We start from the raw sequence: 25,637 nt of genomic DNA on the forward strand, positions 1-25,637 counted from the left end.
CCATAAACATGGTGCGCGGCTAAATAAGTTGGTACGCCATAATATAAAGAGCCAGAACCTGTTTTCACGCCCGGCGGGCGGAAGCGGGATGTGCCAAACGAGGTGATACCATGACCGGTGCTTTGCAGGGAACTGCCATTCGCGTTGAGCGTCCGACCAAGACGCTGAGGGAGCTTGCGCTCGACAAGGTGCGCGACGCCATCGTGAACGGTTACTTCCGTCCGGGAGATCGCCTCGTAGAGCGCGATCTCTGCGCCCAGCTGGGCGTTTCCCGCACCATCGTGCGCGAAGTCCTGCGGCATCTGGAGTCCGAGGGGCTGGTGGCGAATTTGCAGAACAAGGGGCCGATGGTTGCGCTGCTCGATCTCGCCGAGGCCAAGCAGATTTACGAAATCCGCGGTGCGCTGGAGGGAATGGCGGCGCGCCTTTGTGCGGAGCGTCGCGATCCCGCCATTGTCGAGGCGCTTGAGGCTTCACTCGAGCATATTCGCGAAAGTTACGTTGCCAAGGATATGCCCGGTGTTCTCGCGCATACCTCGTCTTTTTATCATACGCTGTTCAGCAAGATCGACCGGCATGTCGCCTGGGGCGTCGTCAATTTGCTGACGGTGCGGATCAACCATCTTCGCTCCATGACGATTAAGACGAAAAGCCGCGATACCGAAGGTCCGGCGCAGATGAAAAAGATCGTCGATGCGATCCGGAAAGGTGACGGGGACGCCGCTTACAAAGCCGCTCTCGATCATGTCACCAGCGCATGCGCTATCGCCGAAGCCGTTCTCACCGCGCAAAAAACGGCTGACTGACGGTTTTTGGCGCTCCGTTCTGCTTGTCTTGCGGTTGCCCAGTTGGCGGCCGCAGGCTCTGCGGTTTTTTGATTTTATGGTTGTTTTACAATAATTTAGAAAAACAAATGACCGCTTATTGACAGGGCAATCCGTTTGGTGTGATGGTATGCCATAATAAATAATATAAAGAGCGGAGCTTAATATGAACTGGAATCCGATTTCCCGGAAATGCATAGCCGTGCGCGCCAAAACCTCTCTGGCGGGCTTTGTCATCAGTCTTCTTGCCGGTGCGGCCGTTGCACAGGACTGCACGCCGAAAATATCCAACGATCACCTCATCAAGCCCGGCCATCTCGTGATGGCGACCAGCCCGACATTGCCGCCCATGGCCTATGCCGACCAACAGGGTGTGCTCAAAGGCCTTCGTATCGAGTTGGGTTATGAAATCGCCAAGCGCCTCTGCCTGAAGCCCGAATATATCAGCACGGAATATGCCACCATGGTGCCGGGCCTGCAGGGCGGCCGCTGGGATATGATCAATGCCGGCCTGTTCGTGACGGCGGAGCGGCGCAAGATCCTGTTCATGATCCCCTATGAGAGTCTCGCCATCAGCATTTCAACGGCCGTCGGTGCATCCGAGCCCATCACCAAGGTGGACGATCTGGCCGGTAAGGCCGTCAGCACCGATATCGGTGGCTATGCCGAGCGCAAGATCAAGGAATTGAACGAGGACTTCAAGAAACGCGGTCTTGCGCCGATGACCATAAACCTGTTCGACAATTACGCGACCGTCTATCAGGCGCTGCGGGCAGGTCAGGTTCAGGCCGCGGTCTCCATCGATCCTGTCGCCAAGCAATACCAGGATCGCGGCGAGTTCACGCATGCACTTTCCGGCATGTACCCTACGCCCGGTTCGCTTTCCTTTGGAAGCAAGGACGTCGCCAGTGCCGTCTCTGCTGCTCTCAAGGAAATGAAGGCCGATGGTTCGCTTGAAAAGCTGATGGGTGGTTATGGCGTGAGCATCGCGCCCGGCGACCTCGCCGTTCTTGGTCCGGAAGGCTGAAATCTCCTCCATCTGAACTGTCAGCGCGGCGGGAGAGTTCTCGCCGCGACCATTCCCGCATGAATTGGAGAAAGACGTGAAGGGTTGGAACTGGGAAGGTTTCTTCGAATACCTGACGAATTATTATCTTTTCGAGGGGGCGATGGTGACGCTCGGCCTCACGGTTTTTGCCATGACGGCGGGTCTTGCGCTGGGCTTCGTCATTGCGGTGATGCGCATGTCGAAATACCGGTTCCTCTCCGGACCGGCCTATTTCTACACCTGGATATTTCGCGGCACGCCGCTGCTGGTGCAGCTCATCATCATCTATACCGGCCTGCCGCAGCTCGGCATCAAGCTGACGGTTCTGCAGTCCACCCTGATCGGCCTGTCGCTTTGCGAGGCCGCTTATCTGTCGGAGATCGTCCGGGCAGGTATCGCCGCGGTTCCCAAAGGCCAAATCAATGCGGCGCGCGCCATCGGCATGACCGAGGCGCAGGTGATGCGCTACATAGTTGCGCCGCAGGCCTTCCGCATCATCATTCCGCCGCTTGGCAATTCCGTCAATGGCGTGCTGAAGACAACGTCGATCGCCTCCATCATTTCCATGGAGGAGCTGCTGCGCCGCACGCAGGTTCTTATCCAGGAAAAGTTCCTCGTTCTGGAGCTCTTCATGGTTGCGGCCCTTTATTACCTCGCCATGACGACCGCCTGGGAACTCATCCAGCGCCGTATCGAGAAACGATTCGGCAAGGCCTACGGCCCAATGTCGGCTGACGTACACTAGGGAGAAGTCCGATGTCTCAAGCAACCAGCATGATCGAACTTCAATCCGTCAACAAATGGTACGGTCCGACCTTTCAGGTTCTGACCAATTGCAGCCTGAATGTCGCCAAGGGCGAAGTCGTCGTGATCTGCGGGCCGTCCGGTTCGGGCAAGTCGACGCTGATCAAATGCGTCAATGCGCTGGAGACGATCGGCAACGGCATCATCACCGTCAACGGGGTTGAGGTGACCAACCCCAAGACCGATATGCCTAAGCTGCGCTCCAAAGTGGGCATGGTGTTCCAGCATTTCGAACTCTTCCCGCATATGACGATCCTCGAAAATCTGTGCATCGGGCAGGAGAAGGTTCTCGGCCGCTCCCCTGCGGAGGCGCTGGTCAAAGCCAACGCCCTTCTGGAGCGGGTGGGGCTTACCGCGCATGCGAAGAAATATCCCGGTCAACTTTCCGGCGGTCAGCAGCAGCGCGTCGCAATCGCCCGCGCGCTGGCGATGGATCCGGTCGCCATGCTTTTTGACGAGCCTACATCGGCGCTTGATCCGGAAATGATCAACGAGGTGCTCGACGTCATGGTCTCGCTTGCGCAGGAAGGCATGACGATGATGGTGGTGACGCATGAAATGGGGTTTGCCCGCAAGGTGGCGGACCGCATCGTCTTCATGGATGGCGGCGAGATCGTCGAGATCGGCGAGGGGGACAGCTTCTTCACCAATCCGAAGACGGATCGCGCACGCTCGTTCCTGTCGAAAATCCTGGCGCATTGAGGCCACGGTGACCGGAGCGGGATGACGAAGTCCCGCTTCAGATCGTGTGCCTTAGGCCGTTCCGAACAACGCAGAATGATAGTGGCGGAGAACCGCAATGATAAACCGTGTCCTGATGCCTCGCGAAATGCTCATCGGCGGGGGCAGCCGTTTCCGATTGCCGTCACTGCTGAAATCTCTGGGGGTGAAGCGCCCTCTGCTCGTCTGCGATCCAGTCATGCAGAAACTCGGCCATGCGGATGCGCTTTTGCAGGCGCTTGGCGGCGAGGGTATCGATGCCGCCATTTTTGCGGATGTCGTGGAAGATCCAACGGATATATCCATCGCCACACTGGTGAAACGCGTTTCCGGGGGCGGTCATGATGGTCTCGTCGCACTCGGCGGCGGTAGCGCCATGGATACGGCGAAAGCAGGTGCCATCGTTGCAACTAGTGGCGAAGAGCTGCGGGCGCTGAAAGTTCCAAGGATCGTGGATTTTGCCGTCATGCCGGTAATTACCATACCCACAACCGCAGGAACCGGATCGGAAGTAACACGCGCCGCCGTCGTGACGGATACGGCTGCCAGCGAAAAAATGCTCATCCTCGGCACTGCCGCTTTGCCCGTTGCGGCCATCATCGATTACGAGCTGACGCTGACCTGCCCTTACCGCGTCACGGTAGATACCGGCATAGATGCGCTGACCCATGCGCTGGAAGCGCTGGTCAACCGCAACGGTAATGCCCATTCCGAGGCGTTGGCGCTGTCCGCGCTGAAACTGATCGGGGCAAATCTCGAAAAAGTCGCGAACGACCCGCAAAACCGGGAAGCACGCGAAGCGATGATGCTCGGGGCGACGCATGCGGGTCTTGCCGTTTCCAACACATCCACAGCGTTGATCCACGGCCTCAGCCGGCCGGTCGGTGCCTTTTTCCATGTTCCGCACGGCATGTCGAATGCGATGGTGCTGCCGTTGGTCACACAATTTTCGTTGAATTCCGCTCTACCGCAATATGCCGCCGCCGCCCGCGCACTTGGTTGCGCGAGTTCGACGGACAGTGACCAGATAGCAGGCGCAAAGATGGTGGAGGCTTTCATCGGCCTGAACAGGCGGTTGAAGGTGCCGACCCCGCAGGAATTCGGTATCGACAAAACCCGCTATCTCGATCTTTTGCCGGAAATGGTGCGGCAAGGCCTCGCCTCCGGCACACCGGCAAATAACCCACGGGTTCCGACGGCAGCGGAAATGACGCGCCTTTACGAACTTGCCTTTGACGGCCGCATGGAAGGGCCGTGAGCCATAACCTCCTGTAAGAATTGTTGTTTTTCACAACTTCAAGCCACAGATTTCCGCCACTTGACACTTACATATTATGGCATACCATAAGACATCATATTTATCGGAGAGAACGCCAATGCCCATCCAGATCCGTAAGACCCTGTTGCAGGTCGAAACAACGTTGATTGAAGGAGGCAAGGCCGCAGCGACACCTTTGAAGCTGTTCACCGCCATCGCGGTCGTGAAAAATCCCTGGGCTGGAAAAGGCTTCGTGGATGATCTCAAACCGGAAATCCACGCCGGGGCGCCGGTGCTGGGCGAACTGCTGACGAAGATGATCCTTGATGCCGTGGGTTCCGGCGAAGCGGTGGAGGCCTATGGCAAGGCGGCCGTCGTCGGGCTGGATGGTGAGATCGAACATGCCTCCGCGCTCATTCACACGCTGCGTTTCGGCAATCACTATCGTCAGGCTGTGGGTGCCAAGTCCTATCTGGCCTTCTGCAATACGCGTGGTCCCGGCAATGCGCCGATCATGATCCCGTTAATGGACAAGAACGATGAAGGCCGCCGTTCGCACTACCTGACTATCCAGACCTCCGTTCCCGATGCTCCGGCTGCCGACGAGATCGTCGTGGCGCTCGGTGCTTCAGTCGGCGGTAGGCCTCATCACCGCATCGGCGACCGCTATCAGGATCTGAAGGATCTCGGTCAGGATGTTGCCAACCCGGCGGGCGTTTGAGGGTGATGCAAATGCAGGAGGCCGCCACCACGTCACGGGTCAATGCTGCAAAGGCAGGTGCTGCCGCGCTCCCTCGCAAGGTGACCGAGGGCGGGGCGGCCTATTTCGAGGCAGGCGCCGGTGAAGACCTGATCCTCATCCACGGCGTGGGAATGCGGCTGGAAGCCTGGAAGCCGCAGATCGAAATCTTTTCAAAGACGCACCGTGTCATCGCGGTAGATATGCCGGGGCATGGCGGCAGTGAACGCCTGCCAGCGGGCAGCTCGCTCAAGGATTTTGTCGGCTGGTTCGGCCGCTTTCTTGACGATATGCGGATCGCGCGTGCCAATGTGGCCGGGCATTCTATGGGTGCGCTGATTTCCGGCGGTGCCGCTGCAACCTTTGGAGATCGAATTGCGCGCGTCGGTTATCTGAACGGCGTCTACCGCCGTGATCCGGCCGCGAAGGCTGCGGTTCTTGCACGCGCGGCTGCCATCCGGACCACCGGCGTGGACAAGGAAGGCCCTTTGTTACGTTGGTTCGGCGACGATCCAAAGAGCCAGCAGGCGCGGGAGTTGACGCGGGGCTGGCTGGAAATGGTCGATCCCGAAGGTTACGCGGTTGCCTATACCGCATTTGCGGGCGGCGACGAGACCTATGCGGATCGGTGGCCCTCGGTCATCTGCCCGGCTCTTTTCCTGACGGGTTCGGACGATCCCAATTCGACGCCTTTGATGGCCGAGCAGATGGCGGCGATCACACCGCGCGGTTACGCCCGCGTCGTTGAGGCGCACCGGCATATGGTCAATCTGACCGCACCTGAAACTGTCAATGCAATGATGGCCGAATGGCTGGCTTTAGAGGAGGAGCCGCAATGACTGTTGCAACTCTTGATCCGCGCGCTTTGCGCGATGCATTCGGCGCTTTCGTTACGGGAGTAACGATCGTGACCACCCGGGACGATGCAGGAAAGCCCATCGGTTTTACCGCCAACTCCTTCACCTCGGTTTCGCTCGATCCGCCGTTGCTGCTGATCTGCCTTGCCCGTAGCTCGCGCAATTTCGCGACGATGACGGGCACCAAAAACTTCGCGGTCAATATTCTGTCGGAAAGCCAGAAGGACCTCTCCAACACCTTCGCCCGGCCGGTCGAAGACCGTTTCGCCACCGCCAGCTGGTTGGATGCGCCGAAGGGCTCCCCGGTCTTTGCAGACGTCGCGGCCTGGTTCGAATGTTCGATGCAGGAGGTTATCGAGGCCGGCGATCATGTCATTCTGCTCGGCCGTATCGAGGCTTTCGACAATAGCGGCCTGAACGGTCTCGGTTATGCGCGCGGCGGCTATTTCACGCCGATGCTGGCTGCAAAGGCGGTATCGGCAGCGGCGGAGGGCGATATCGTCGTGGGCGCCGTTCTGGAACGGCGCGGCGAGATTTACCTCGTTGGCAACGACGTGCTGTCGCTTCCCGGCTGTGTCGTGGCAAGCGGCGATCCGGTCGCGGCGCTGACATCACGTCTCGAAGACCTGACGGGTCTCTCCGTCAAAACGGGATTTCTCTACTCGGTTTATGAGAACAAGACGGATGGGCGCCAACACGTCGTCTATCACGCGCTTGCCGATGGCGATCAAGCGCCGCGCGAGGGCCGTTTTCTGTTGCCCGGCGCGCTGGCTTCGGCAAAATTCGACTCCGGCGCTACGGCGGATATCGTCAATCGTTTCGTGCTGGAAAGCTCGATCGGCAATTTCGGTGTTTATGTCGGGAACGAGACCGCCGGCAAGGTTCATCCCATCTCCATGAAGGGGCCAAAACCATGAAATTCTCCCTCTTCGTTCATATGGAGCGGCTGGACGCCTCCCAGGACCACAAGACGCTCTACGAGGAGTTCGTAACGCTCTGCGAGATCGCCGATCGTGGTGGCATGCATGCCATCTGGACCGGCGAACATCACGGCATGGATTTCACCATAGCGCCCAACCCCTTTGTAACGATCGCCGATCTGGCGCGGCGTACGAAGACGGCACGCCTGGGTACGGGAACGGTGATCGCGCCTTTCTGGCACCCGATCAAGCTTGCCGGAGAAGCGGCGATGGCGGATCTGATCTGTGACGGCCGTCTTGATATCGGCATTGCGCGTGGCGCCTATTCGTTCGAATATGAGCGGCTGCTTCCAGGCCTCGATGCCTGGGGCGCCGGCCAGCGGATGCGCGAGCTTATTCCGGCTGTCAAAGGGGTTTGGGCGGGTGACTACACCCACGACGGCGAATTCTACAAGTTCCCGGCCACCACATCGGCTCCCAAACCGCTGCAGCAGCCTTTTCCGCCCATCTGGGTGGCGGCGCGTGATCCGAATTCGCATGAATTCGCTGTCGCCAATGATTGCAATGTTCAGGTGACGCCGCTCTGGCAAGGCGATGACGAGGTGGAAACCCTGATGGGCCGCTTCAACGATGCCTGTGCGAAAAATCCGGATAAACAGCGGCCGAAAATCATGCTGCTGCGCCACACCTATGTCGGCTCCGGTGAAGCCGACATTGCCCAGGCGGCCCATGAGATGAGCGTCTATTACAACTACTTCTTTGCATGGTTCAAAAACGAAAAGCCCGTTCATCAGGGGCTGATCGAGCGTATTGCGCCGGAGGAGATTGTCGCAAACGCCATGCTTTCCGGTGATGTCATGCGCAAGAACAACGTTGTCGGCGATGCCGATGAAGTCATTACCCGGCTTAAGGCCTACGAGGCCATGGGCTACGACGAATATTCCGTCTGGATCGATACCGGCATGAGCTTCGAGCGCAAGAAGGCCTCGCTGGAACGCTTCCTTTCCGATGTCATGCCGGCTTTCAAGGAGTAAGATGATGCGCCGTTTCCAATGTTACATCGACGGGCGCTTCGAGGATGGTGAGGCGAGCTTTTCCAGCCTCGACCCGGCAACCGGTGAACCTTGGGCAGAAATGCCGGAAAGCCGCGAAGCGGATATTAGCCGCGCCGTAGAGGCTGCGCATCGGGCGCTTTATGACGATGCCGCCTGGTCGAAACTGACGGCGACGCAACGCGGCAAGCTGCTCTATCGGCTTGCCGATCTGGTTGCCGAAAATGCAAAGACGCTTGCCGAGCTCGAAACCCGTGACACCGGCAAGATTATCCGCGAGACCTCGGCGCAGATTGCCTATGTCGCGGACTATTATCGCTATTATGCGGGCTTGGCTGACAAAATCGAGGGCGCTTACCTACCGATCGACAAGCCGGACATGGATGTCTGGCTGCGGCGCGAACCCGTGGGTGTGGTGGCCGCGATCGTCCCGTGGAACAGCCAGCTTTTTCTGGCAGCCGTTAAAATCGGCCCGGCGCTCGCTGCCGGCTGCACAATCGTCATCAAGGCCTCGGAAGACGGACCGGCGCCGCTTCTGGAGTTCGCCCGGCTGGTGCAGGAGGCTGGTTTTCCTGCCGGCGTCGTCAATATAGTCACTGGTTTCGGTGCGTCCTGCGGCACGGCACTCACCACACACCCGAAGGTGGCCCATATCGCCTTTACCGGCGGGCCGGAAACGGCGCGTCACATCGTTCGCAACTCGGCCGAAAATCTTGCCTCCACGTCGCTCGAACTCGGCGGCAAATCGCCAATCCTCGTCTTTGCCGACGCCGATCTCGAAAGCGCCGCCAATGCGCAGGTCGCGGGAATTTTCGCGGCGACCGGTCAGAGCTGTGTTGCCGGATCACGGCTGATTGTCGAGAGAAGCGTGAAGGATCGCTTCCTCGGGATTTTGAAGGCGAAGGCCGACGCGATCCGCATCGGCTCGCCGCTGGACATGGCAACGGAAGTGGGGCCGCTCGCGACCGAGCGGCAGCGCAAGCATATTGTCTCTCTGGTCTCCGCTTCCGAAAAAGCCGGTGCGACGGTGGTGACGGGCGGTGTGGCGGTGGATGGCGCTGGTTATTTCTACCCTCCGACCATTCTCGATTGTGACGGCATTCATTCGCCGTCCATGGAAAGGGAGTTCTTCGGCCCGGTTCTTTCGGTTGTTTCCTTCGAAACCGAGGCGGAAGCGATCGCTTTGGCCAATGACACGGTCTATGGCCTCGCCTCGGGCGTCTTCACGCAGAACCTGACGCGCGCCCATCGGCTGATGAAGGCGATCCGTGCCGGTGTGGTTTGGGTGAACACCTATCGCGCCGTCTCACCGATTGCGCCTTTCGGCGGTTTCGGTCTTTCCGGTGATGGTCGCGAAGGCGGGCTTGCGGCAGCGCTCGCTTACACGCGCACGAAGACCATATGGCTTAGAACCTCCGATGACCCGATCCCCGATCCATTCGTGATGCGGTGACGCGATGTTTTACGAAATCCGCACCTACCGGCTGAAGAACGGCGCCATTCCGGCCTACCTTGGGGTTGTCGAGGAGGAAGGCATCGAAATCCAGAAAAGCCATTTGGGCGAGCTGGTGGGTTACTTCTTTTCCGAGATCGGGCCGATCAATGAAATTGTCCACATCTGGGCTTTTTCCAGCCTGGATGACCGCGAAGAACGGCGCGCGCGGCTACTGGCCGATCCACGCTGGTTGTCTTTCCTGCCTAAGATCCGCGACCTCATTGAAGTCGCCGAAAACAAGATCATGAAGCCGGCGCCTTTTTCACCGCTGAAGTGAATCTGCCGGCCGCGAAGTGCATGCCAACAACAAGCTCTAAAACGGAGTAAGGGAACATGAGATCGAAACTGGTATTGATGACATGCGCAGCAATTTTCGCCCTGGGCGCATCCGCACAGGCGAATGATCTGGTTTTTTCCAGCTGGGGAGGAACCACGCAGGACGCGCAGAAGGCGGCCTGGGCCGAAAAATTCATGGTGGCGACCGGCATCAACGTGCTTCAGGATGGCCCGACGGACTATGGCAAGCTGAAAGCCATGGTCGAGGCGAACGGCGTGACATGGGATGTGGTCGACGTGGAGGGCGACTACGCCGCGCAGGCCGGGCCGAAGGGCCTGCTGGAGAAGCTTGATTTCGCCGTCATCGACAAAACGAAGCTAGACCCTCGTTTCGTCACTGATTACTCCGTCGGAAGCTTCTATTATTCCTTCGTCATCGGCTGCAATGTTGATGCTGTAGCCGCCTGCCCCAAGAGCTGGGCCGACCTTTTCGATACGGCAAAGTTCCCCGGCAAGCGCACCTTTTACAAGTGGTCCGCGCCGGGTGTGATCGAAGCAGCCCTGCTGGCCGATGGTGTTGCCGCCGACAAGCTATACCCGCTCGATCTCGATCGCGCCTTCAAGAAGCTGGACACGATCAAATCCGATATCATCTGGTGGTCTGGCGGTGCGCAATCGCAGCAGTTGATCGCTTCTGCGGAGGCACCCTTCGGCAGCGTCTGGAACGGCCGCATGACAGCGCTTGAGAAGAGCGGTGTGAAGGTGGAGACCTCCTGGGAGCAGAACATCACGGCAGCGGATTCCCTCGTGGTTCCCAAGGGAACGAAGAACAAGGACGCGGCGATGAAGTTCATCGCTCTTGCGACCTCCGCGCAGGCGCAGGCGGATATGGCGTCTGCCACGGGTTATGCCCCGGTCAATGTCGAATCCGCAAAGCTGATGGATCCGGAAACGGCAAAGACCCTGCCTGACCAGCAGACAGCGAGCCAGGTCAATGCCGACATGAACTACTGGGCGCAACATCGTGACGAGATCGGTGAGCGCTGGTACGCCTGGCAGGCCAAGTAAGGCAACGGCGCGGGCAGCCAAAAGCGCCCGCGCAAATTTTCACCTCCGGGGAGGTTTGGGCATGGTCTCGCTTACCGATGAAACAGAAAGCCCGAAGACGAAGGTGCGGATGCCCTTCCGGCCCGGCAATTTTGCCGCCACCCTGCCGGCATTCGTTCTGCTTGCCCTGTTCTTCGTCGTGCCGGTTATCATCCTGCTGTCGCGCAGCGTTACCGAGCCTGTTCTGGGCTTTGGCAATTACGCCGCATTGCTGGGCAGCTCCACCTACCTGAAGATTTTCTTCAATACATTCGCGGTCTCGGCGCTGGTCACGCTCGTAACGCTGGTCATCGGTTTTCCTGTCGCGTGGGCGCTTGCCATCATGCCGTCGCGGCTTGCCTCCGTCGTTTTCGCAATTTTGCTTCTGTCCATGTGGACCAACCTTCTGGCACGCACCTATGCCTGGATGGTGCTGTTGCAGCGGACGGGTGTCGTCAACAAGACGCTGATGGGCCTTGGCATCATCGACAAGCCGCTTGCACTGGTCAACAACCTGACCGGCGTCACGATCGGCATGACCTATATCATGCTGCCATTCATCATCATTCCGCTCTATGGCGTCATCCGCAAGATCGATCCGGCCATTCTCCAGGCGGCGGCGCTGTGCGGGGCAACCCGCTTTCAGGCGCTGACCCGCGTTCTCATTCCACTTGCCGCTCCCGGTATGATCTCCGGCGCGCTGATGGTGTTCGTCATGTCGCTTGGCTATTTCGTCACCCCGGCGCTGCTGGGCGGCACGGCGAACATGATGCTGGCCGAGCTTATCGCGCAATTCGTGCAGTCTCTCGTCAACTGGGGCATGGGCGGGGCAGCGGCGCTGGTGCTTCTGGTGGTGACGCTGACGCTTTACGCAATCCAGCTGAAATTCTTCGGCGCGGCCGGGGCAGGGGGGCGCTGACATGCTTTTGAACTACAACAGCCTTGGCGCATGGAAGTGGCTGCTCCTTTTAATCACCGTGCTGACAGCGGCATTCCTTATCCTGCCGATTGTCTTCATCGCTGCTTTGTCCTTCGGCTCGTCGCAATGGCTGATCTTTCCGCCGCCCGGCTGGACGCTGAAATGGTATGCGGATTTCTTTGCCGATCCGAGGTGGCTGGATGCTGCCTGGACAAGCCTGCGTATCGCCGTGATGGTCACAGTCCTGTCGGTGTTGATCGGCCTCGTGGCCTCCTTCGGCCTGGTGCGGGGGCGTTTCATTGGGCGCGAGGGTCTGCGGGCTTTGTTCATGACGCCGATGATCCTGCCTGTCGTGGTGCTGGCGGTGGCGCTTTATGCTTTTTTCCTGAAGCTCGGCCTTGCGGGCACCACCACGGGCTTTGTCATTGCCCATCTTGTCGTGGCGCTGCCTTTCTCCATTCTGGCGTTGACCAGCGCGCTCGAGGGTTTCGACAAATCGATCGAAGACGCTGCAGTGCTATGCGGCGCGAGCCCGCTGCAGGCCAAAATCCGCATCACCTTGCCGGCCATCAGCCATGGCCTGTTCTCAGCCGCGATCTTTTCTTTCCTCACTTCCTGGGATGAGGTGGTGCTGGCGATCTTCATGGCAAGTCCAAACTTGCAAACGCTGCCGGTGAAAATCTGGGCGACGCTGCGGCAGGATCTGACGCCGGTGATCGCCGCTGCATCGACGCTTCTCATCGCGGTGACCATCATTCTCATGCTGCTTGTCGCGGCTGTGCGAAAAGGATTGAAAACATGACCAAACCGCTCCTGCAAATTCGCGGCATCGCCAAGCAATACGGACCGGTCGTTGCCGTTCAGGACGTCAATCTCGAGGTGCAGCCGGGCGAGTTCATGACGTTTCTCGGACCATCCGGTTCGGGCAAGAGCACGACGCTCTACATTCTGGCCGGTTTCGAACAGCCGACGGCGGGCGACATCCTGCTGAACGGCGAAAGCCTGCTCTCCACGCCGTCGCACAAGCGCAATATCGGCATGGTCTTCCAGCGTTACACGCTGTTTCCGCATCTGTCTGTTGGCGAGAATATCGCCTTTCCGCTGAAAGTGCGCCGAAAGAGCAAGGCGGAAATCGATACGAAGGTGAAGGAGATGCTGAGGCTCGTTCGTCTCGAAGGTTTCGAGGACAGAAAGCCTGCGCAGATGTCGGGCGGCCAGCAGCAGCGCGTGGCCTTGGCAAGGGCGCTCGCTTATGATCCGCCGGTTCTTCTGATGGACGAGCCGCTCTCGGCGCTCGACAAGAAGCTCAGGGAAGAAATCCAGTTCGAAATCCGTCGCATCCACCAGCAGACGGAAGTAACGATCCTTTACGTCACCCACGATCAGGAAGAGGCCTTGCGTCTTTCCGACCGGATCGCGGTGTTTTCAAAAGGCGTGATTGACCAGATCGGTACGGGGCCGGAGCTTTACGCTCACCCCACCACCCGCTTCGTGGCCGAATTCATCGGTGACAGCGACTTCATCGCCTGCGATCTCCTCGCCGCCTCGGGCGGCAAGGCGACGGTTTCGCTCGGGCAGAATATCGTCTTTGACCATATTCCGGTTCATGGCGAAGCTGCGCCGGGAAAAAAGGCGGCGCTGATGCTGCGTCCGGAGCGTTTACAGCTCAGCCGCAACAGGCCCGGCTCTTACGCCGGTTTTCAGGCGACCGTCAGCGATATCACCTTCCTTGGCAACAACGTCCATGTCGTCGCCCATACAGGTTCGGGAGAGCCCTTTGCCGTGCGCCTGCCATTTGGCCATGAGGCAATTTCGGGCCTCAACCGTGGTGATCTCGTGCATCTGGCCTTCGATCCCGCGTCGGCGCAGGTTTTCTGTTGAGGGTCGGAAATATGCATCTTAATGATCCCATGCTCTTCGGCGAGCACGGGAGGACATCTCTACCGGCAATGCGCGCCGACCATCAAGAAACTGGGACTGGAACTTTGCGGCAATGCGCCCTTCATCGTCGACGACGCCGATCTCGATGCGGCCGTGGAGGGAGCGCCGATTTTCCCAGAAGTTGGAGCCGCAGAAAAAACCGTTGCATTTCAATGAGCCATCATGCCCCAGGCAAGTGAACCTAGGGAAAAAATCCCGAATAAGACAAGGATCACTCCGGACAGGCGGGAAACCCAGCGGGCAAAGGTGGTGGGAAGGCGCTGCCGGGCAAATGCAACGCCGCCGCTCAACATGAACCACCACAATAAAGACCCTAGAAAAACGCCCGCGACCACAAAAAACGCGCTCGTCGCTCCCGATGCGTCAGCAAGGCCGAGACCCGCGAAAATTGCTGCAAAGGACAGAATCGTCATGGGGTTGGTGATCGTCAGGAAAAAGGTCGCGGTGATGGTGCCGAGCAGATCACGCGCTCCAACCTTGGCCGCTTCTGCCAGAGGTTTGGGCCTCAGGCTTTTCCAGCCGAGCCACAGCATGAAAAGGCCGCCGACGATTTTGAGCGGCGTATCGATTGTCGCAAGGGTCGCCGCGAAAGCGGAAAAGCCCAGCGCTGCGAGGCTGGCATACACGGCATCCGCCAGAGCAGTCCCAAGGCCACCTGCCACTCCCGCCCAGAACCCGCGCTCAAGGGTCCGGTTGATGCAGAGGGCGCCGATGGGGCCGAGCGGGGCTGCGACCGCAAGGCCCAGCACAATGCTTTTCAAAACGAGCATCAGTTCCATCAGTCCACGCTTTCCTTCGGCATAAATGGTCCCGGCACGACAGAAGACAGGGCGATGATCGTTTCGGTACGGGCAAGGAACCCGTTCTGTTTCATTGTCGCCAGAAAGGTTTCGATCTCCGCCAGCGACCCGACGTGAACTTTGACGAGGTAGGACCACTGCCCGGTCACATGGTGACATTCCGCAATAGCGGACTGCGACGCCGCATAGACACGAAACGCGGCCTCGTCCGCATCCGGCGCCAACGCGATCCACACGAAGGCGATCACGGGCAAATCGAATGCGGATGGATCGGCATCAACGGTGATGCGACGGATCGCCCCGCTGGCCGTCAGGCGTCGGATGCGCTCGTTCACGGCCGAAGCGGAAAGCTCCACGACATTTCCGATATCGGCCAGAGAGCGGCGGGCGTCTTCTGCAAGAAGACTGATGATTTTGCGGTCTGTTGAATCCATTTCCGCAGATAATCATGTTTACTGTGATAATGAAAGATATTATGCGGAATTTTTGTGAATCGAGCGCAAGCCTTTAAACCGAGCCAAGAATCCCCTGCAGCTTCGCCGTGCCTGTAATCTTGGCGGAAGCTCATGCTATTTCAGCGATTACGGTCGCACTATCCATGCTTCCGGCAGCGTTTCCTGCAAGGCTTGGCGGATGATCGTGGCGAGATGGGCGCTGATTCGATTTTCGTCTTTTCCGGAGCGAAGAAGGCTGAGCCCCAGCGACGGGAGTTGTGGCAAACCATTGGTGAGTGGATCGAGAACCCGTACGGAAGGCGGCCGGCCGAACGGTGTGCGAAGTGCGATGCCAAGGCCTGCGGCTGTCGCAGCCCACAACCCGCCGAGGCTAGGGCTGACGAATGCAATGCGCCAGGCGATACGCTGTTGATCAAGGTGGTTGCAGGCAATGCTACGTAAAAGGCACGGCGCTTCCAAGACTGCAAGTGGCAGCGGCTCTTTCCCGCCGGTCTGCCAGACAGTTTCTGTTTCCGCCGCGCCCAGCCAGCACAGTGGCATGGATGCAACCGTTTCAGCCGGCGAAGCCGTGTCGTCATTCCAAGCCAAGGCGAGGTCAAGATGGCCGGACTCGACCTTCTCCCGCAATTCGCTATTGCGAGCGATGCGCCCTTCGATCCGAACCCGCGGATGGGCCCGTGCGAAACGGCCCAGCACCTGCGGCAACACGGTTTCTCCGAAATCTTCCTGAATCCCGAGGCGGATCCAGCCTGCGAGTTCCGGCCCGCGAACGGCGCTGATCGCCTCGTCATTCAGGCTCAATATGCGGCGGGCATAGGACAGCAGCACTTCGCCGCTCTCGGTCAGCGCCAGCCCCCGGCCGGATTTGCGCACCAGAGCGGTTTCGGTCTGGTCCTCCAGCTTCTTGAGTTGTGCGCTGACCGCAGAGGTCGAACGCCCCAGTCTGTCTGCGGCCTGCGCGAACGACCCGCTCTCGATGCCAATCACGAAACTGCGGAGCGCGTCCAGATCCAAATGGGTAAGGCGCAAATTAAATGTCCCTAAAATCAGGACGTAATGTCCTGAATAATTTGATTTTCAGGATGATGATGTCGTTTCATAGTGTGGCTGTCAATCCTCTTGAACGGAGCGCATCCATGCCTTTCACCCGAATATCTTTGCTTGCGGGCAAATCCACCGACTATCTCAAGGCGGTTTCCGACAGTCTCGACCGCGCGCTTGTCGACTGCTTTGACGTTCCGGAAAACGACCGCTTCGCTGCAATCCACCAGCACCAACCGGGCGAACTGATCTTCGACCGAACATATCGCGGCGGCCCTCGGTCGGATGATTTCATTTTCTTTCATATCACCACCGGCAAGACGCGATCGCCGGAAACCAAGGCGCGCTTCTATGCGAGGCTCGTCGAAAACCTGGCGGTGTCGCCCGGTGTGAGGCCGGAGGATGTGATGGTCGCCATCGTCAACTCGACGTTTGATGACTGGTCCTTTGCATCAGGCGTTTCAGCATGCACACCAGCGGATGGGAGTGGCCGATGACCGATTTTTTCGAGATGCAACCGGCCTGTCCATCCACCATGAGCGTGCGTCGAGCCGGTGACGGAATAGTTGCTGCACCTGAGGGTATCTCCAGCGGAGCCTTCCTCGTCCAGATGCTGTTATCGAGCCGGATCGATGGCGAGATGACGGCAATGCGCGCTTTTGTGCCGCCGGGGGTCCTGACCCATTGGCACAGTCATCCGCGCGGCCAGCTTCTCTTCGTGCTGGATGGCATCGGTCTCGTCCAACGCAAGGGTGACGATCCGCGTGAAGTCCGTGCCGGAGATGCGGTGTGGTTTGCGCCCGGCGAAGCCCATTGGCATGGCGCCGAGCCGTCCTGTCCCTTCAGCTATCTCAGCGTTCAGCCGGTCAGGAGTGGAACTGCCGTCCACTGGATGGAACCTGTCAAAAAAGAGGAGAGCACGTCATGATCGCCATGCAATACAGCTTCACGCTGCCTGCCGGCTACGACATGGCGATCATAGACCGGCGCATAAGGGAGAAGGGGCCGCTGCTCGATGGCTTTCCACGCCTGCGTTTCAAGGCCTATCTTTCGGCGAGAAAGCAGGATGCCGGCTTCACCAGTGCTGAAAATCTCTACGCGCCGTCTATCTCTGGGACGAGCCAGAAGGGATAGACAGCTTCCTGTCCGGTCCAGGTTTTGCGGTTCTGACACGGGACTTCGGCTGGCCGTCGGTGCAGACGTGGCTGGTCTGGCACGCCGACCACGTACCTGATCTTACAGCCTCGCGATATGCCACACGGGAGGTCCGGTCCATAGCGCCCCATTGTGATCTGGCCAAGCTGCGCGATACCGCGACCGCGGACGCGCGTTCAGCAATCAGGGCCGGCGCGCTCGCGGCCATAGCCGCATTCGATCCAACAAAATGGCTGCTGCTACAGTTCAACCTCTGGCCGACAGTGCCGGCCGTTACTGAAACAATGCAAACCTACACTGTTGGCCACGTCTCGTTGGGGTCGGTTCTGCATTTAGCGGAATGATATCTCACGCACCGGCTCAATGGGTATTGCGTCGCTCCAGCTCTCATCTATCGCGGTTGCTTTTCTGCCTCACGTAGCGAAATCAGCCGTTTTGTGGATTCGTCCCACAGAATGAGCTTTACGCAGCCCAGGCTGTCGCGAAGGCTGATGCGACCAAGTTTCGCAAGCTCCGGGTAGTCGTGCAGAATCTCTGGCAACCTGTAAAAAGGTACCTTGCTCGACAAATGGTGGACATGGTGCATGCCGATATTGCCGGTGATCCAACGCAGCGGACCCGGCAGATCGTAATACGAGGCGCCATGCATCGCCGCATGGGGAAAAGTCCATGCCGGAGGCTTGGACCAGTGGGTTTCTTCAAACTGGTGCTGGACATAAAACAGCCAGACACCTGCTGACCCGGCAAGCAGCACTATTGGCAGATGAACCAACAGAAAAGGCACGAGCCCTATCGCCCAGATAAGAAGAATGGCCAATACGGCCACACCGGCATTTGTTGCCATTGTCGAAATCCAGGGCAACGCTCCAGACCGCATCATGCCAAACGGTAGCCTTTGTTTGAACAGAAACAGGAAAGCAGGACCGATGCCGAACATCACCAGCGGATGCCTGTACAAGCGATAACCGAGTTTTCCGCGCGGGGAGAGCGCACGATATTCGGTCACGGTCAGAGTTGTAATGTCGCCAACCCCTCGCTCATCGAGATTGCCAGCTGACGCATGGTGTTCCGCATGCGCGCGGCGCCAATAGTCGTAGGGCGTCAGCGTCAGGATACCGATTGCGCGACCCGTCCAGTCATCCCAGCGACGGCGCCCGAAAAAAGAGCCGTGTCCGCAATCGTGTTGCAGTATGAAGAGCCTCAACAGGAATCCGGCTGCGGGGATCACCAGAAGCAGGCCAAGCCAGTAACCAAAATGAATCGATACCGACGCTGCTGCCCAAAGGAATACAAAGGGAACAAGCGTCACGGCAAGTTCGTACAGGCTGCGGCCCGTCCGGGGTTTGCGATAATTCGAAAGTATTTTAAGCAGGGCCTTTTCACTCGCGCCGCCAGGTAATTGGGCTGTTAACGTCGCGGTCATGGTTGATAGCAATCCTTCTGGTCGCCTGCATTTCGAAAAAAGTGTCCACCGCGCTGGCGGTCGTTTTCTGGAATAGCCCGATCTCGAGCCAACACGCGTTGCCGCGGCGGTTCCGTGCTCTGCTCGGCGCGGGCATTCACTGTTTTGTTCATAAATGTTCGAGCTGTAAGCTCGCTCCTGAAATCTGAAACGGTTAATTAAGTCGATCTGCTCGGCGAGGATCTCGCACAACTCTGCGCGGCTGGAACCTGTTCTGTCTAACTGTACCTGCGCTGTTTGCACAGAGGGGCAGGGTGACCTCAAATTGATTGAAGGGTACTAGAATTTAATCGGCACTGGCATTCTCGCGCAGGAGCACAGCTCGACTCGGCAACTAAAATCGCTGAAAAGTTGGAGTGGTGAGCGGGTCTCGGCAACAGGATGGCAATTACTCGTTCAAATACGAGCAATATGCTCGAGGCAACAGACCCATACCGCAGCATTGTGGCTGTATCGCGCCCGACATGTAAGGTTTCTTGCGATGTATCAGATCGCAGCATCAGGGGTCATCGAAAACTAATTCTCCTTGTCAAAGCCGGGTCTGGTAGGAGAATGTCGCTTATGCCAGCAGCCCGCGCATGATCAGTTCGAGATGAATCTTCAGAACGACCTGCTTGTCCAGACTGCGCCGATCGTCGAAAATCAACCGGAAAACCAATGTTCCGACTATGGGTGACATGACGACCTTGGCCAGTTCGGTGGGGTTGGCTCTAAACCTTTTTTTCGCCACGCCCTCTTCGAGGATCGTATTGATCCGCTCGAATACCGGCGCCATCACCACGTCATGGTGCTGGTCGATGAGATCGGGGAATTTTGCTCCTTCCGCAACGATGAAGCGAAACAGTTCCCGCATCTTTCTATTGTCGACGAGGGCGTCGAACAGGAATTCAAGAAGCATCCGAAGCTCCTCGACGGGATCATCCGACGTGCGTGCATAAGCCTTGAATGCCTCCTGAAAAGGTGCCGAGGCATGCCTGATCATCGCCTCGAAAAGAGCCTCCTTGGTTTCGAAATAGACGTAGACCGTGCCTTTCGTCACTCCCACCCGCTCGGCAATGTCCTCCACCCGCGTGGCCGTAAATCCTCTCTTGGTGAATTCCTCGAATGCGGCGTCGAGAATTTCCAACGGACGTTGTATCTTCTGTTCTGCGCGTGTCAGTTTTGCTTTTGCCATAACCCCGGATCCCTACGTATTCTTTCGGCACTTGCCTTTTTACCCGTCGCAATCGGCGGAAATGACAGGTGGTTTGCCTATAGCACCGGCGTAAAAACCGGAATCGATTTTTACAAGACGTGGTGCGTGGTTCAATATGTCAGCACATCCCGCAATGCGTCCGCGACGACGCGCCGGGCAAGTCGGAATGATCATTCGGGGAGCCGAGTTTGACGTCCACACGGTTCCCGATCGGCGACACAAGAATTTCATTGACTATTCAGTCAGTCAAATATTATAGGGTGAGGCGAAGATCAAGAGGTCACCATGAAAAGCATTCTTTTAGCAGTGGCGGTCGGCGGCATTTTCGCCCTGTCGTCCTGCAGCAACGAAGAGCCGCCTGCTGAAAAGCCGTTGCGTGTCGTCGATGTGGTTGCGGCAGCGAAAAAGCCCGTCGGCCGCGGCAGCGTCATCACCGGCGAAGTAAGGGCACGGGTCCAGACGGACCTTTCCTTTCGGGTGAGCGGCAAGATCACCGAGCGGCTGGTGGATGTGGGTACGCCGGTAAAGGCCGGGCAATTGCTTGCTCGCATCGACCCGGAAGAGCAGAAGGCGGATATCGACGTTGCGGTGGCCAACCTGCAATCTGCCGAAGCGCAGATGACGCAGGCGCAGTTGGCATTCGATCGCCAGCAAAGTCTTTTCAAGACGCAGGTGACTTCGCGCTCCGCGGTCGACAAGGCGCAGGAAACCCTGCTCACCACACAAGGCGCCGTCAGATCGGCGCAGGCCCAGCTGGATACGGCGCGCGATGCGCTTTCCTACACCGAACTCAGGGCCGATGCGGATGGTGTGATCACCGCGCGCAATGTCGAAGTCGGCCAGGTGGCGCAGGCCGCTCAGCTCGTTTTCACGCTGGCGCATGACGGGCCGCGCGATGCGGTATTTGATGTCTACGAATCCCTGTTCCTCGAGCGCGATATCGACAATCTCGTCAATGTCAGCCTCCTGTCGGATCCCGCCCGCGCTGTCGAGGGACCGGTGCGGGAGATTTCCCCGACGATCGACCCCGACAATGGGACGATCCGGGTCAAGGTTGGCCTGAACGGCGATATGACCATGCCGCTCGGAGCACCGGTATCGGGTCATTTCCGCTTCAAGCAGGTGGAGGCGATTGAGCTTCCCTGGTCGGCGATGGCATCGCAGAACGGCCTTCCCGCCGTCTGGGTGGTCGATGCGCAGTCCTCGGAAATCGCCATGCGCCGGGTTGAGGTCTCCGACTATGAGACGGGTCAATTCGTCGTGGCGGACGGACTTCTTCCCGGCGATCTCGTCGTGACCAGCGGGACCAAATTTCTCCGCACCGGTGAAAAGGTCGCCTATGAAAAGGGGCAGGCACAATAATGTTCAGGATAAACAGAAGCTTGTTTTTGCTGCTTCCGGCGATTGCGGTCTCGTCCTGCCAGGAAAAGCAGGAAGCGCCCGCTGAGGCGCCACGCCCGGTGCTCTCCGTTGTCGTAGGGGAGACGCGCGCCGATGCGCTGCGGCTGACCGGCACGGTGGAATCGAGAATTCAGACCGATCTCGGCTTTCGTGTTCTCGGCCGGATCATTGCCCGCAATGTCGATGTGGCCGATCTGGTCAAGAAAGGCGATGTGGTGGCCTCGATCGATCCGCTCGCGCTGGAACTTTCGGTAAAGAGCGCCCAATCCGATCTGTCAAACGCCGAAGCGCAACTGGCCAATGCGGTGACGACCGAGCAGCGTCAGCGCGTGCTGGCCGAGGCCCGCAGCGGCACGGAAGCAGCACTTGAAGAGGCCGAGCAGGCCACGCGAACGGCCAATGCCGCCGTCGCCAAAGCCCGTGCAAATCTTGATAAGGCCGAGGAGCAACTGGGCTATACGCAGCTACACGCGGAATTTGACGGCGTGGTGACTGCGACATCCGGTGAGATTGGCCAGGTCGTCTCTGCCGGACAGACGGTCGTGACCATTGCCCGCCCGGAAGTGCGGGATGTTGTGGTCGATGTTCCGCAATTTGCGGCGCAGCGACTTGATATCGGATCGACCTTCGATATCGCCTTGCAACTGGACCCAAAGATCCGCACCACCGGCGTGGTGCGTGAGATTGCCCCAGAAGCCGAAACCGCGACACGCACGCGCCGCACGAAAATCAGCCTTCAGGATGCGCCGCCGACATTCCGGCTCGGCTCGGTCGTCACGGCCTCGGCAATTGCCGCCTCCGAATCGCAGATCATGCTCCCCTCGTCGGCCCTGCTGAAAACCGAAGACGGTTGGAGTGTCTGGATCGTCAATACCGATACGGCAACGGTCACCTCGCGCCCGGTCACAATAGAGGGCGAGCCCGCTGAAGGCGGCAGTGTGCGCATCACCGGCGGCGTCAAGCCCGGCGAACGTGTCGCCAGTGCCGGCGTTCACAAGCTTAAGGATGGTCAAGCCATCAGGATCGATCAGGAGGTCCATCAGTGAAGAAATTCAATCTTTCCGACTGGGCGCTCGAGCACCGTTCGCTCGTCTGGTACTTCATGCTCGTCTTCGTTCTTGCCGGTGTTTTCTCCTATCTCAACCTCGGACGTGAGGAAGATCCGAATTTCACCATCAAGACAATGGTGATCAGCGCGCAATGGCCCGGCGCTTCCGCGGAGGAAGTGGCCAGACAGGTGACCGACAGGATCGAGAAGAAGCTCGAGGAACTCGACAATCTCGACTATCTGCGCAGCCAGACAGTGGCTGGCAAGACGACGATTTTCGTGGAACTCGTGCCGGAAACCAAAGCCAAGAATGTCGAACCCACCTGGGTGCGCGTGCGTAACATGATCGGCGACATCAAGGGTGAGTTCCCCTCGGGCGTTGTCGGCCCGTTCTTCAACGACCGTTTCGGCGATGTTTATGGCAATATCTACGCCTTCACCAGCGACGGTCTCAGCCAGCGGCAATTGCGCGATCTGGTGGAGGACGCGCGTGCCAAGGTTCTAACTGTCGATAATATCGGCAAGGTTGATGTCATCGGCGCGCAAGACGAGGCGATCTATCTGGAGTTTTCCACGCGGCAGATCGCAGCGCTGGGCATCGATCAGCAATCAATCATCAAGACGCTGCAAGCCCAGAATGCTGTCACCCAGTCCGGCTTCGTCAATGCCGGGCCGGAACGTGTTGCGCTGCGTGTCAGCGGCCAGTTCACCTCGGAAGACAGCCTTCGCGCCATCAATCTGCGCGTCAACAACCGGTTCTTCCCGCTGACGGAAGTGGCGACGATCCGGCGCGGTTATGTCGATCCCCCGTCTTCGCTGTTCCGCTTTAACGGGCAACCGGCCATCGGTCTTGCCATAGGCATGAAAACCGGTGCGAACCTCGTGCATTTCGGCGAGGAGCTGGATGCACAGATGAAGCGTATCGTGGCGGACCTGCCTGTTGGCGTCGATGTGCACCGCGTGTCCGATCAGCCGGCCGTGGTCGATGAGGCCGTCTCCGGCTTCACTTCGGCGCTGTTCGAGGCAATTGCAATCGTTCTCGTCATCAGCTTCATCAGCCTCGGATTGCGGGCGGGCATGGTGGTTGCGGTCTCCATTCCGCTCGTGCTGGCGATCACCTTCGTCTACATGGAATATACCGGCATTTCGCTGCAACGCATCTCTCTCGGCGCGCTTATCATCGCGCTCGGGCTTCTCGTCGACGATGCTATGATTGCTGTCGAGATGATGGTCGCACGCCTCGAGGTCGGCGACGATCTCAGAAAAGCGGCGACCTATGTTTATACTTCGACCGCCTTCCCGATGCTGACCGGTACGCTGGTCACCGTTGCCGGCTTCATTCCCGTCGGCCTCAACAACAGCGCGGCGGGTGAGTTCACATTCACCCTGTTCGTGGTGATCGCCGTTTCGCTGATCGTGTCGTGGATTGTCGCGGTTGTGTTCACGCCACTGCTTGGCGTGGCGATGTTGCCCAAGACGATGAAATCGCACCATGAGAAGAAGGGCCGTTTTGCCTCTGGCTTTTCCTGGCTTTTAGCCCGGGCGCTGCGCTTTCGCTGGGTAACGATCATCCTCACGGTTGCGTTGTTTGCCCTTTCCGTTGGCGGCATGAGCCTCGTGCAGCAGCAGTTCTTCCCGGCTTCCGACCGTGTGGAACTGATCGTAGACTGGAACCTGCCACAAAACAGTTCGATTGCCGAAACCAACCGGCAGATGGCACAGTTCGAGCAGGAAGCGCTGGCGAAAAACCCTGACATCGACCACTGGACGACCTATGTCGGTGAAGGCGCACCACGTTTCATCCTCTCCTTTGACGTGCAGACGCCTGATGTCACCTTCGGCCAGACGATCATCGTCACCAAGGGGCTTGATGTGCGCGACAAGGTGCGCGCTGAGTTGCAGGACTATCTGAACCGGACGTTTACCGGCACCGACGCCTTCGTGAAATTGCTCGACATCGGCCCTCCGGTCGGAAAGCCGGTGCAATATCGCTTGAGCGGCCCGGATATCCAGCATGTCCGCGAACTCGGCCAGCAGCTGGCGGGCATCGTCGGCGAGCATCGGCTGCTGTCCAACATGGTCATGGACTGGAATGAGCCGACGCGGGTGGTCAAGGTCGACGTTTTGCAGGACAAGGCCCGCCAGCTCGGTGTCTCTTCGGAAGACATCGCCAATGCCATGAACAGCATTGTCGAGGGTTCCACCGTGACGCAGGTCAGAGATGATATCTACCTCGTCAATGTGGTGGCGCGTGCGCAGCTGGCGGAGCGCGGCTCCATCGAAACATTGCAGAACCTGCAATTGCCAGCCACGAACGGCAAGGCCGTGCCGCTGTCGGCAATCGCCAATTTCCGCTACGAGCTGGAACAGCCGACCATCTGGCGTCGCGACAGAATTCCGACAGTCACCGTCAAGGCCGCCATCATCGGCCCGACGCAGCCGGCGACGATCGTGGAGCAGTTGAAGCCGAAACTCGAGACTTTCGAAAAGTCGCTCCCCGTGGGGTACAAGGTGGAAATAGGTGGCTCGGTGGAATCAAGCGCGGATTCGCAGGCGCCAATCGTAGCCGTGGTGCCTCTGATGCTGTTTGCGATGGCAACGATCCTTATGGTTCAGTTGCAGAGCTTCAGCCGGCTGTTTCTTGTCTTTGCCGTTGCCCCGACGGCGCTGATCGGCGTGGTGGCAGCGCTGCTGCTCTCCAACGCGCCGATGGGTTTCGTCGCCATTCTCGGCATATTGGCACTGATCGGTATTCTGATCCGAAACTCGGTCATTCTCGTCGTTCAGATCGAACATCTCAGAAGCGAGGGGGTCTCTGCCTGGCACGCCGTCATCGAGGCGACCGAGCATCGCATGCGACCGATCATGCTGACGGCTGCGGCGGCAACACTTGCTCTCATCCCCATATCTCGGGAGATATTCTGGGGTCCGATGGCCTATGCCATGATGGGCGGGATCGTGGTTGGCACGGCGCTCACGCTGCTATTCCTTCCGGCACTATATGTCGCGTGGTTCCGCATTCCGCGCGAAGATGACAAACAGGAAGTTCAGGAAATCAAGACGTAATTTCCTGTGAGACAGCCACACCCTCGTGATCGCGAGGGTGTGGCGCCGGCAAAGCCACTGTCCCGCTTAAATTCT

25 protein-coding genes and 2 pseudogenes are annotated in these 25,637 nt (G+C 58.7%); 22 read left to right on the forward strand and 5 right to left on the reverse strand.

Features of this window, described 5'->3' with window-relative positions; translation table 11 throughout:
- Positions 1-110: 110 nt before the first annotated feature.
- From ACQZ63_RS07180 to ACQZ63_RS07255, 16 genes and pseudogenes are all read left to right on the forward strand, one after another.
- Positions 111-806, forward strand: coding sequence for a GntR family transcriptional regulator (locus tag ACQZ63_RS07180; protein WP_111801860.1), 696 nt, complete (start codon positions 111-113; stop codon positions 804-806).
- Between the two features lie 184 nt (positions 807-990).
- Positions 991-1,851 (forward strand): transporter substrate-binding domain-containing protein, encoded by an 861-nt coding sequence (locus tag ACQZ63_RS07185; protein WP_013761897.1) that lies wholly within the window; start codon positions 991-993, stop codon positions 1,849-1,851.
- A 76-nt stretch (positions 1,852-1,927) separates the two neighbouring features.
- Positions 1,928-2,617, forward strand: coding sequence for an amino acid ABC transporter permease (locus tag ACQZ63_RS07190; protein ID WP_003511502.1), 690 nt, complete (start codon positions 1,928-1,930; stop codon positions 2,615-2,617).
- Between the two features lie 29 nt (positions 2,618-2,646).
- Positions 2,647-3,378, forward strand: coding sequence for an amino acid ABC transporter ATP-binding protein (locus ACQZ63_RS07195; protein WP_025595347.1), 732 nt, complete (start codon positions 2,647-2,649; stop codon positions 3,376-3,378).
- A gap of 97 nt (positions 3,379-3,475) precedes the next feature.
- Positions 3,476-4,654, forward strand: coding sequence for an iron-containing alcohol dehydrogenase (locus ACQZ63_RS07200; protein WP_111801859.1), 1,179 nt, complete (start codon positions 3,476-3,478; stop codon positions 4,652-4,654).
- A gap of 118 nt (positions 4,655-4,772) precedes the next feature.
- Positions 4,773-5,375, forward strand: a complete 603-nt coding sequence (locus ACQZ63_RS07205; RefSeq protein ID WP_003511499.1) for an amino acid synthesis family protein — start codon at positions 4,773-4,775, stop codon at positions 5,373-5,375.
- An 11-nt stretch (positions 5,376-5,386) separates the two neighbouring features.
- On the forward strand, positions 5,387-6,232 hold the full coding sequence (locus ACQZ63_RS07210) for an alpha/beta fold hydrolase (RefSeq protein ID WP_019564955.1): 846 nt from the start codon (positions 5,387-5,389) through the stop codon (positions 6,230-6,232).
- On the forward strand, positions 6,229-7,167 hold the full coding sequence (locus ACQZ63_RS07215) for a flavin reductase family protein (protein WP_111801858.1): 939 nt from the start codon (positions 6,229-6,231) through the stop codon (positions 7,165-7,167). The genes ACQZ63_RS07210 and ACQZ63_RS07215 overlap by 4 nt, the downstream gene beginning before the upstream one ends.
- Positions 7,164-8,204, forward strand: coding sequence for an LLM class flavin-dependent oxidoreductase (locus tag ACQZ63_RS07220; RefSeq protein WP_111801857.1), 1,041 nt, complete (start codon positions 7,164-7,166; stop codon positions 8,202-8,204). The genes ACQZ63_RS07215 and ACQZ63_RS07220 overlap by 4 nt, the downstream gene beginning before the upstream one ends.
- A gap of 4 nt (positions 8,205-8,208) precedes the next feature.
- Positions 8,209-9,675, forward strand: coding sequence for an aldehyde dehydrogenase (locus ACQZ63_RS07225; RefSeq protein WP_111801877.1), 1,467 nt, complete (start codon positions 8,209-8,211; stop codon positions 9,673-9,675).
- Between the two features lie 4 nt (positions 9,676-9,679).
- Complete coding sequence (locus tag ACQZ63_RS07230) at positions 9,680-9,994, forward strand: NIPSNAP family protein (RefSeq protein ID WP_003511494.1); 315 nt, start codon at positions 9,680-9,682, stop codon at positions 9,992-9,994.
- Positions 9,995-10,050: 56 nt separating this feature from the next.
- A complete protein-coding gene (locus ACQZ63_RS07235) occupies positions 10,051-11,061 on the forward strand; it encodes an ABC transporter substrate-binding protein (protein WP_026330721.1) in 1,011 nt (336 codons plus the stop codon).
- Positions 11,062-11,170: 109 nt separating this feature from the next.
- The gene (locus ACQZ63_RS07240) at positions 11,171-11,998 is read left to right on the forward strand and encodes an ABC transporter permease (protein ID WP_370647636.1); all 828 of its coding nucleotides are present in this window, start codon (positions 11,171-11,173) and stop codon (positions 11,996-11,998) included.
- Between the two features lies 1 nt (position 11,999).
- Complete coding sequence (locus tag ACQZ63_RS07245; protein WP_111801856.1) at positions 12,000-12,800, forward strand: ABC transporter permease; 801 nt, start codon at positions 12,000-12,002, stop codon at positions 12,798-12,800.
- Positions 12,797-13,879, forward strand: coding sequence for an ABC transporter ATP-binding protein (locus tag ACQZ63_RS07250; RefSeq protein ID WP_003511490.1), 1,083 nt, complete (start codon positions 12,797-12,799; stop codon positions 13,877-13,879). The genes ACQZ63_RS07245 and ACQZ63_RS07250 overlap by 4 nt, the downstream gene beginning before the upstream one ends.
- Positions 13,880-13,915: 36 nt before the next feature.
- Positions 13,916-14,050 (forward strand): annotated as a pseudogene (locus tag ACQZ63_RS07255) (aldehyde dehydrogenase family protein); the annotation flags it as partial.
- A 38-nt stretch (positions 14,051-14,088) separates the two neighbouring features.
- Here the strand turns inward: ACQZ63_RS07255 and ACQZ63_RS07260 are convergent.
- The 3 genes from ACQZ63_RS07260 to ACQZ63_RS07270 form a co-directional block, all read right to left on the reverse strand.
- A complete protein-coding gene (locus ACQZ63_RS07260; protein WP_035199708.1) occupies positions 14,089-14,718 on the reverse strand; it encodes a LysE family translocator in 630 nt (209 codons plus the stop codon).
- The gene (locus tag ACQZ63_RS07265) at positions 14,718-15,173 is read right to left on the reverse strand and encodes an Lrp/AsnC family transcriptional regulator (RefSeq protein WP_013761886.1); all 456 of its coding nucleotides are present in this window, start codon (positions 15,171-15,173) and stop codon (positions 14,718-14,720) included. Before ACQZ63_RS07265 ends, ACQZ63_RS07260 begins: the two co-directional genes overlap by 1 nt.
- A gap of 147 nt (positions 15,174-15,320) precedes the next feature.
- Entirely contained in the window at positions 15,321-16,223 is a 903-nt protein-coding gene (locus tag ACQZ63_RS07270) for a LysR substrate-binding domain-containing protein (protein WP_111801855.1), read from the reverse strand.
- Positions 16,224-16,330: 107 nt separating this feature from the next.
- On the opposite strand from ACQZ63_RS07270, the gene ACQZ63_RS07275 reads away from it, so the two are divergent.
- The 3 genes and pseudogenes from ACQZ63_RS07275 (at position 16,331) to ACQZ63_RS07285 (ending at position 17,734) form a co-directional block, all read left to right on the forward strand.
- Positions 16,331-16,732 (forward strand): tautomerase family protein, encoded by a 402-nt coding sequence (locus ACQZ63_RS07275; protein ID WP_111801854.1) that lies wholly within the window; start codon positions 16,331-16,333, stop codon positions 16,730-16,732.
- On the forward strand, positions 16,729-17,163 hold the full coding sequence (locus tag ACQZ63_RS07280) for a cupin domain-containing protein (RefSeq protein ID WP_113555447.1): 435 nt from the start codon (positions 16,729-16,731) through the stop codon (positions 17,161-17,163). The genes ACQZ63_RS07275 and ACQZ63_RS07280 overlap by 4 nt, the downstream gene beginning before the upstream one ends.
- Positions 17,160-17,734, forward strand: a pseudogene (locus ACQZ63_RS07285) (DUF4865 family protein). The gene ACQZ63_RS07280 and the pseudogene ACQZ63_RS07285 overlap by 4 nt, the downstream one beginning before the upstream one ends.
- 47 nt (positions 17,735-17,781) lie before the next feature.
- On the opposite strand, the gene ACQZ63_RS07290 reads toward ACQZ63_RS07285, so the two are convergent.
- Together ACQZ63_RS07290 and ACQZ63_RS07295 are read right to left on the reverse strand one after the other, a co-directional pair.
- Complete coding sequence (locus tag ACQZ63_RS07290) at positions 17,782-18,813, reverse strand: fatty acid desaturase family protein (protein ID WP_111801852.1); 1,032 nt, start codon at positions 18,811-18,813, stop codon at positions 17,782-17,784.
- A gap of 598 nt (positions 18,814-19,411) precedes the next feature.
- Positions 19,412-20,026 (reverse strand): TetR/AcrR family transcriptional regulator, encoded by a 615-nt coding sequence (locus ACQZ63_RS07295; protein ID WP_019564940.1) that lies wholly within the window; start codon positions 20,024-20,026, stop codon positions 19,412-19,414.
- Between the two features lie 306 nt (positions 20,027-20,332).
- Here ACQZ63_RS07295 and ACQZ63_RS07300 point away from each other — a divergent pair, with 306 nt between their 5' ends.
- Genes ACQZ63_RS07300 through ACQZ63_RS07310 form a run of 3 tightly spaced genes read left to right on the forward strand, consistent with a single transcriptional unit; the run spans position 20,333 to position 25,562 of the window.
- The gene (locus tag ACQZ63_RS07300; protein ID WP_111801851.1) at positions 20,333-21,409 is read left to right on the forward strand and encodes an efflux RND transporter periplasmic adaptor subunit; all 1,077 of its coding nucleotides are present in this window, start codon (positions 20,333-20,335) and stop codon (positions 21,407-21,409) included.
- On the forward strand, positions 21,409-22,494 hold the full coding sequence (locus ACQZ63_RS07305; protein ID WP_065660451.1) for an efflux RND transporter periplasmic adaptor subunit: 1,086 nt from the start codon (positions 21,409-21,411) through the stop codon (positions 22,492-22,494). Before ACQZ63_RS07300 ends, ACQZ63_RS07305 begins: the two co-directional genes overlap by 1 nt.
- Positions 22,491-25,562 carry an efflux RND transporter permease subunit gene (locus ACQZ63_RS07310; RefSeq protein WP_111801850.1) on the forward strand — a complete coding sequence of 1,024 codons (3,072 nt, stop codon included), beginning with the start codon at positions 22,491-22,493 and terminating at the stop codon, positions 25,560-25,562. Before ACQZ63_RS07305 ends, ACQZ63_RS07310 begins: the two co-directional genes overlap by 4 nt.
- Positions 25,563-25,637: the final 75 nt, after the last annotated feature.

Source organism: Agrobacterium sp. CG160-95, assembly GCF_053521725.1.

What these genes read in the sequence shown, in the direction of transcription:
- ACQZ63_RS07180 (WP_111801860.1), top strand. Translation starts at nt 111, where the DNA reads ATGACCGGTGCTTTGCAGGGAACTGCCATTCGCGTTGAGCGTCCGACC.
- ACQZ63_RS07185 (WP_013761897.1), top strand. Translation starts at nt 991, where the DNA reads ATGAACTGGAATCCGATTTCCCGGAAATGCATAGCCGTGCGCGCCAAA.
- ACQZ63_RS07195 (WP_025595347.1), top strand. Translation starts at nt 2,647, where the DNA reads ATGATCGAACTTCAATCCGTCAACAAATGGTACGGTCCGACCTTTCAG.
- ACQZ63_RS07200 (WP_111801859.1), top strand. Translation starts at nt 3,476, where the DNA reads ATGATAAACCGTGTCCTGATGCCTCGCGAAATGCTCATCGGCGGGGGC.
- ACQZ63_RS07205 (WP_003511499.1), top strand. Translation starts at nt 4,773, where the DNA reads ATGCCCATCCAGATCCGTAAGACCCTGTTGCAGGTCGAAACAACGTTG.
- ACQZ63_RS07210 (WP_019564955.1), top strand. Translation starts at nt 5,387, where the DNA reads ATGCAGGAGGCCGCCACCACGTCACGGGTCAATGCTGCAAAGGCAGGT.
- ACQZ63_RS07215 (WP_111801858.1), top strand. Translation starts at nt 6,229, where the DNA reads ATGACTGTTGCAACTCTTGATCCGCGCGCTTTGCGCGATGCATTCGGC.
- ACQZ63_RS07220 (WP_111801857.1), top strand. Translation starts at nt 7,164, where the DNA reads ATGAAATTCTCCCTCTTCGTTCATATGGAGCGGCTGGACGCCTCCCAG.
- ACQZ63_RS07225 (WP_111801877.1), top strand. Translation starts at nt 8,209, where the DNA reads ATGCGCCGTTTCCAATGTTACATCGACGGGCGCTTCGAGGATGGTGAG.
- ACQZ63_RS07230 (WP_003511494.1), top strand. Translation starts at nt 9,680, where the DNA reads ATGTTTTACGAAATCCGCACCTACCGGCTGAAGAACGGCGCCATTCCG.
- ACQZ63_RS07235 (WP_026330721.1), top strand. Translation starts at nt 10,051, where the DNA reads ATGAGATCGAAACTGGTATTGATGACATGCGCAGCAATTTTCGCCCTG.
- ACQZ63_RS07240 (WP_370647636.1), top strand. Translation starts at nt 11,171, where the DNA reads ATGCCCTTCCGGCCCGGCAATTTTGCCGCCACCCTGCCGGCATTCGTT.
- ACQZ63_RS07245 (WP_111801856.1), top strand. Translation starts at nt 12,000, where the DNA reads ATGCTTTTGAACTACAACAGCCTTGGCGCATGGAAGTGGCTGCTCCTT.
- ACQZ63_RS07250 (WP_003511490.1), top strand. Translation starts at nt 12,797, where the DNA reads ATGACCAAACCGCTCCTGCAAATTCGCGGCATCGCCAAGCAATACGGA.
- ACQZ63_RS07260 (WP_035199708.1), bottom strand. Translation starts at nt 14,718, where the DNA reads ATGGAACTGATGCTCGTTTTGAAAAGCATTGTGCTGGGCCTTGCGGTC.
- ACQZ63_RS07265 (WP_013761886.1), bottom strand. Translation starts at nt 15,173, where the DNA reads ATGGATTCAACAGACCGCAAAATCATCAGTCTTCTTGCAGAAGACGCC.
- ACQZ63_RS07275 (WP_111801854.1), top strand. Translation starts at nt 16,331, where the DNA reads ATGCCTTTCACCCGAATATCTTTGCTTGCGGGCAAATCCACCGACTAT.
- ACQZ63_RS07280 (WP_113555447.1), top strand. Translation starts at nt 16,729, where the DNA reads ATGACCGATTTTTTCGAGATGCAACCGGCCTGTCCATCCACCATGAGC.
- ACQZ63_RS07290 (WP_111801852.1), bottom strand. Translation starts at nt 18,813, where the DNA reads ATGACCGCGACGTTAACAGCCCAATTACCTGGCGGCGCGAGTGAAAAG.
- ACQZ63_RS07295 (WP_019564940.1), bottom strand. Translation starts at nt 20,026, where the DNA reads ATGGCAAAAGCAAAACTGACACGCGCAGAACAGAAGATACAACGTCCG.
- ACQZ63_RS07300 (WP_111801851.1), top strand. Translation starts at nt 20,333, where the DNA reads ATGAAAAGCATTCTTTTAGCAGTGGCGGTCGGCGGCATTTTCGCCCTG.
- ACQZ63_RS07305 (WP_065660451.1), top strand. Translation starts at nt 21,409, where the DNA reads ATGTTCAGGATAAACAGAAGCTTGTTTTTGCTGCTTCCGGCGATTGCG.